This is a genomic window from Flavobacterium sp. (assembly GCF_044371705.1).
Lineage (GTDB): Bacteria > Bacteroidota > Bacteroidia > Flavobacteriales > Flavobacteriaceae > Flavobacterium.
The window spans coordinates 1-5763 of record NZ_JBILTE010000159.1 but is presented as its reverse complement, the minus strand read 5'-3'; the positions used below and the strand labels follow the sequence as shown (position 1 = coordinate 5763).

Below are 5763 nucleotides of genomic sequence, written 5' to 3'. Positions count from 1 at the left end.
TCAGCCAAAAAATGCAGGATTTAGATAGTTTAGCTAAAGAAAACGGACTCATTTTTATGAATGAAATCGGCTTAGATCCGGGTATTGACCATATGAGTGCTATGAAAATCATCGATGAAATCAAAGCAAAAGGTGGTAAAATGATTCAGTTTGAATCCTTTTGTGGTGGCTTAGTGGCTCCTGAAAGCGACACCAATTTGTGGAACTATAAATTTTCCTGGAACCCGAGAAATGTGGTACTTGCCGGACAAGGAGGCGTTTCAAAATTTATTCAAGAAGGCAAATACAAATACATCCCTTATAATAAATTGTTCCGAAGAACAGAATTTCTGGAAGTGGAGGGTTACGGAAGATTCGAAGGTTACGCCAATCGGGATTCGCTAAAATACCGAAGCGTGTATGGTTTGGATGATATTTTGACGATGTATCGCGGAACCTTAAGACGTGTAGGTTATTCAAAAGCTTGGGATATGCTCGTACAATTGGGAATGACCGATGATAGTTATACCATGGAAAACTCTGAACAAATGAGTTACCGCGATTTTACTAATTCCTTTTTAGCGTATCATCCAACCGATTCAGTAGAGTTAAAATTGCGACATTATTTAAAAATCGACCAAGACGATGTAATTTGGGATAAGTTTGTAGAATTGGATTTGTTTGACGACACCAAAAAAGTTGGTTTGAAAAATGCAACACCGGCACAAATTTTAGAAAAGATTTTAGCAGAAAAATGGGCATTACAACCCAAAGACAAAGACATGATTGTGATGTATCATAAATTTGGCTTTGAACTGAACGGTGAAAAAAAGCAAATTGACAGCACCATGGTTTGTATTGGCGATGACCAAGTCTATACAGCTATGGCTAAAACTGTAGGTTTGCCTGTAGCTATCGCAACGCTTCAAATTTTAAATGGAACTATCAAAACTCCGGGAGTACAACTACCCATAAAAAAGGAAGTATATCAACCGATTTTGGAAGAATTAGAATTCTACGGTGTAATTTTCAAAGAAAAAGAAGTGGCTTATATGGGCTACAACCCAAATAACGTTGGAAGTTGAGTTTTATTTTTTTGGCTTACTCTGTTTGTTAATTTCATCCTGCAATTGTCGGCCTAATTTTTGTTCTTTTTCAAGAGCTTTGCGTTTATAGTCATCAAATTCTTCTTCTAATTTACCTAATTCATCATGTGCAGATTTTGAATTTGATTTAGCACTTCGCATTTGAAAAAGACTTACAATTAAAAATAAAAGCAAAACGGATACAGTGCCCCACATAATTAAGTTATAACTGGATTTACTTACGGGTGTTCCTAAAAAATCGACATTGTTTTGAGCAGATTTTAACTCCTTTAACTCTGTTTTTACTACTTGCAAACTATCATTCAACCCTTTTACGATTGCATCATGTGATGAAAACTTGACTTTTAACTCATTCAAAGCTGTTTTGAACTTTGCGATGGAATCCATGCTGTTCTTTTTTAACAGATTCAAATCTTCTTTCTTGACCACTTTAAAATCTTGATAATTATTTGATTTTTGAATGACCAAATCAAACTGATTTTCAATCGTTCCATTCTTTGATGCCGTACTCGGTTTTGATGCATCTTGAGCGATTACCTGCATTCCGAAAAGTAAAAAGAAAAAGATTGCTTTATAAAGTCTCATGAGCTAAAAATTTTATGTTGAAGAAAAGGATGATTAACAAATTTAATTTTTTCTTTCGTAGAAACCTAATTCAAAGATAGGAATATCATTTGTATGAGCGACTAAAGGATTATTTCACTGAAAAAGAATGATTTCATTATAAATTCAAACCAAAATACTATTTTTGATTAAAATAATCAACATGAAAGTTAACTCCTTACAAATTGAAATAGACGGTATCGACAAAGAAATTCTCCGTGATTTAATGGAAGATGCCCGAAAACCTATCCTGCAAATAGCCAATAAAATAGGGATATCCGGTGCTGCTATTCACCAACGATTAAAAAAATTGGAAGAAGCAGGAGTGATTTCAGGTTCTAAATTTATTATCAACAATAAAGTTTTGGGTTATAAAACGATGGCATTTGTGGGTATTTATCTTGAAAAAGCAGCAAACAATTCCGTTGCTGTCAAGGCATTGAAAAAAATTCCAGAGGTATTGGAATGTCATTATACCACCGGGAATTGGTCTATTTTAATTAAAATTATTTGTAAAGACAATGAACATTTAATGCAATTACTTAATCAAAAAATCCAACCGATTGATGGGGTATCGCGAACGGAGACTTTTATTTCGTTGGAGCAACAGATTGAAAGACAGATACAGTTGTAAACGGTTGCGAGTTGCGAGTTACAGGTTTGCGGGTTACTATTTTTATTACTTAAAACTTTAATACCTTTCCTGTTTAGCCCCGGTTGGAGCAAGTAGCTCCGCCGCGGCGGCCTACTGCGGAAAACGGGAATAAGGTTTCCTGAAAAAGCCCGAGCCATCCGCTCCAAAAAAAATCCGCTACTTACGTAACGGATAATACTTTAAATTCATTTATGATTATTTTCGGTTCATGTAAATCATTACGTAATACAATAACGTTCCAATAGAACCAATTGCTGCAACTACATAGGTTCGGGCAGCCCATTTCAGAGCGTCTTTTGAACCTGCCAATTCTTCTTGATTCACCATTCGTTTGTTTTCCAACCAAGCTAAGGCACGGTTACTGGCATCATACTCCACAGGTAAAGTAATTACTGAAAACAAAGTTGTAGCTGCAAAAATCACTATTCCTACCAATAATAATTGGGGGAAAGTATTCACCATCAAAATACCTGCAAACAAAATCCACTGCACAAAACGTGAGGCGACACTAACCACAGGCACCAATTTTGAACGCATGGTTAACCAAGAATAAGCCGTTGCGTGTTGAACCGCGTGACCCACTTCATGAGCTGCAACAGCAGCTGCAGCGGCATTTCGTTGATTGTAGACTGCTTCACTTAGATTCACCGTTTTATCTGCCGGATTATAGTGATCGGTCAAACGTCCGGGTGTTGAAATGACGCGTACATTTCTAATTCCGTGATCGGCCAACATTTTTTCGGCAATTTCAGCTCCACTCATTCCATTTTGCAAATGCAATTTGGAGTATTTGTCAAATTTACTTTGTAGCCGGTTGCTTACGAACCAACTGGCTCCCATGATTGCTATAATTAAAATCCAATACATATTTTTATTTTTAAAAATTAAAAGTACAAAAAAGGTATCAAATTATGAACCAATTACTTCACTATTTATTTTTCTGCAATTTTGTCAGGATTTAAAAGAAAACCAAACCGACCATGAATCGATTTTGACCGTTTTCTTTCACTGTATTAGAGACATTGGCATAATCTGATTTCCATTTTCCGTTGGTAAATGCAAATTCATAGCCCACATTTAATCGAATAGACACTTTTTCTTTACTTCTAAAATTGACAGCCAACGACGGACCGGCATAAAAAATATCATTTTTCAAACTTACGTGACCCGAATTGTTCTCCGGGTTCAAATCGTCTAGATTAATATCATTGTTTTTTGAAAATAAATTCAATTCATTGTATGAATAGGCAATATTTAAACCCCCGGAAATGTCAATTCTTTTCAATTTTACAAAATTGTAATGCCCTCTTAAACGAAAAGAGCCACTTGCTAACTGATTTTCTGTAGTGTTATTATCAGTATTTGAATAAGAAAAAGTAAGCTCGGCATCTATCCAATATTTTTCCGATGATGTAGTTAGTCCGACTAATAATTCGGGCATCGATTCTCTTATTTCAGGCATACCTGACGCTTTAATTTTACTATTGATTGCAAAATCGTTGTAAAAAACACCTCCGACGCCAATGAAAATGTCAAATTTTGGAAATTCATCTTGATTATTCGTTGGAATCATTTGATCTTCTTGACCCAAACTAAACTGAGCAAACAATAATGTAGCGATAAATAAAATATTTTTCATGTAGAATAAATTTAAAAATGATGAACTTTATTAATGTTTATTTCATGTTTTTATTGTGTTTTATTAAATTTTCCTTTACTTATCCGACTAAATTGATGATTTTTCCAGGAACAATAATCACTTTATTTGGCGTTCTGCCTTGCAATTGAGCTTGTGTGCGTTCGTCTGCCATGACGATTTCTTCAATTTGTGCAGCTGTTAAATCCAATGGTAATTTAATCGTAAAACGCATTTTTCCATTAAATGAAACCGGATATTCTTTTTCGGATTCTACTAAATATTTCTCCTCAAAAACCGGGAATGCCACCCTTGACACCGAACCTTCATGGCCCAATTGATTCCATAATTCCTCCCCAATATGCGGAGCATACGGCGAAACTAAAATAGTTAACGGTTCTAAAATTTTTCTGTGATTGCATTTTAACTGAGCCAATTCATTCACGCAAATCATAAACTGAGAAACGGAAGTATTGAATGAGAAATTCTCGATGTCTTCCGTGACTTTTTTGATGGTTTTGTGGAGCGATTTGTACATTTCTGCCGTTGGTTCGTCATTGGTTACGATCAAACCATTGTCGTCAAAATACAATCGCCATAATTTTTTTAGGAAACCGGAAACTCCGGTAATTCCGGCGGTATTCCAAGGTTTTGCTTGCTCGAGCGGACCTAGGAACATTTCGTATAAACGTAAGGTATCGGCTCCGTATTGGTTGCAAATGTCATCGGGATTTACGACGTTGTATTTGGATTTGGACATTTTTTCTACTTCGCGACCGACGATGTATTTGCCGTCTTCTAAAATGAATTCGGCATCTATGTAATCAGAATATAAAGGATGAGCTTTAAATTTTTCAATGTCTAATTCGTTGGTGATATCATTAATAACTGATAAATCAACGTGAATTGGTGTAAAATGATTCCAATTTGTCTCAGATTGAAGTATTCTGCCGTGGATTCCAATTAAATTTTCTAATAGTTCTAAAGCTTGCTGATTTGAATCTGTAATAAAAGATTTTTCTTTGGCTGCTTTTTCGATTAGATTTCTGCTAAAAAAAACGACTTTTCTCTTTTGATATTCTGAATTAACTGCATATTCCCATCTATAAACTAACGCACTCATCCCCAAAATCATCCCCTGATTAATCAATTTTTTAAACGGTTCTTCAGGAGTTATAAATCCACGGTCTTTTAGGAATTTATTCCAAAAACGGGAGTATAACAAATGTCCGGTGGCATGTTCGCTACCGCCAATGTATAAATCTACATTTTCCCAATACTTCAATGCGTCTTGACTTGCAAATTCGTTTTCATTGTGAGCATCCATGTATCGCATCCAATACCACGAAGATCCTGCCCAACCCGGCATGGTGTTTAATTCTAATGGAAAAACGGTTATGTGGTCAATCAACTCGCAACTCACAACTCGCAACTTTTCAACATCCCAAGCCCAATCCGTCGCATTTCCTAAAGGCGGTTGACCGTCTTCTGTTGGTAAATACTTCTCTACTTCCGGCAAAATGATTGGTAAATGTTTGACATCAATCATTTGCGGCAAACCTTTCACGTAGTAAACTGGAAATGGTTCGCCCCAATACCGTTGACGTGAAAATACCGCGTCACGCAGACGATAGTTTACTTTAGCTTTCCCGGCTCCTAGCTTCTCTAAAGCTTCGATGGCTTTTTTTGTTCCTTCTTTGTAATTCAAACCATTTAAGAAATCGGAATTCACTAATTCAAAACCACTTTTTTCTACAAATGCAGCTTCTGAAATATCTTGATTG

Annotated in this window: 6 protein-coding genes; 2 read left to right on the top strand and 4 right to left on the bottom strand. The window is 35.8% G+C overall.

The features are described from left to right. On the top strand, positions 1 to 1064 hold a 1064-nt coding region (locus tag ACIQ2S_RS10410; protein WP_396175698.1), incomplete at its 5' end, for a saccharopine dehydrogenase C-terminal domain-containing protein. 3 nt (positions 1065 to 1067) lie between these two features. Here the strand turns inward: ACIQ2S_RS10410 and ACIQ2S_RS10405 are convergent. Further along, the gene (locus tag ACIQ2S_RS10405; RefSeq protein WP_396175696.1) at positions 1068 to 1670 is read right to left on the bottom strand and encodes a hypothetical protein; all 603 of its coding nucleotides are present in this window, start codon (positions 1668 to 1670) and stop codon (positions 1068 to 1070) included. A 181-nt stretch (positions 1671 to 1851) separates the two neighbouring features. Here ACIQ2S_RS10405 and ACIQ2S_RS10400 point away from each other — a divergent pair, with 181 nt between their 5' ends. Further along, positions 1852 to 2322 carry an Lrp/AsnC family transcriptional regulator gene (locus tag ACIQ2S_RS10400; protein ID WP_396175694.1) on the top strand — a complete coding sequence of 157 codons (471 nt, stop codon included), beginning with the start codon at positions 1852 to 1854 and terminating at the stop codon, positions 2320 to 2322. A gap of 216 nt (positions 2323 to 2538) precedes the next feature. On the opposite strand, the gene ACIQ2S_RS10395 is transcribed toward ACIQ2S_RS10400, so the two are convergent. The 3 genes from ACIQ2S_RS10395 to ACIQ2S_RS10385 all read right to left on the bottom strand — a co-directional run. Then, positions 2539 to 3210 carry a zinc metallopeptidase gene (locus tag ACIQ2S_RS10395; protein WP_396175692.1) on the bottom strand — a complete coding sequence of 224 codons (672 nt, stop codon included), beginning with the start codon at positions 3208 to 3210 and terminating at the stop codon, positions 2539 to 2541. A 91-nt stretch (positions 3211 to 3301) separates the two neighbouring features. Then, positions 3302 to 3982, bottom strand: coding sequence for a hypothetical protein (locus tag ACIQ2S_RS10390; RefSeq protein ID WP_396175690.1), 681 nt, complete (start codon positions 3980 to 3982; stop codon positions 3302 to 3304). Between the two features lie 79 nt (positions 3983 to 4061). Then, positions 4062 to 5763, bottom strand: a 1702-nt coding sequence (locus tag ACIQ2S_RS10385; protein WP_396175688.1) for a class I tRNA ligase family protein, incomplete at its 5' end; no start/stop codon positions are given.

Coding starts and splice junctions, on each gene's coding strand:
- ACIQ2S_RS10405 (WP_396175696.1), bottom strand. CDS start 1,670: ATGAGACTTTATAAAGCAATCTTTTTCTTTTTACTTTTCGGAATGCAG.
- ACIQ2S_RS10395 (WP_396175692.1), bottom strand. CDS start 3,210: ATGTATTGGATTTTAATTATAGCAATCATGGGAGCCAGTTGGTTCGTA.
- ACIQ2S_RS10400 (WP_396175694.1), top strand. CDS start 1,852: ATGAAAGTTAACTCCTTACAAATTGAAATAGACGGTATCGACAAAGAA.
- ACIQ2S_RS10390 (WP_396175690.1), bottom strand. CDS start 3,982: ATGAAAAATATTTTATTTATCGCTACATTATTGTTTGCTCAGTTTAGT.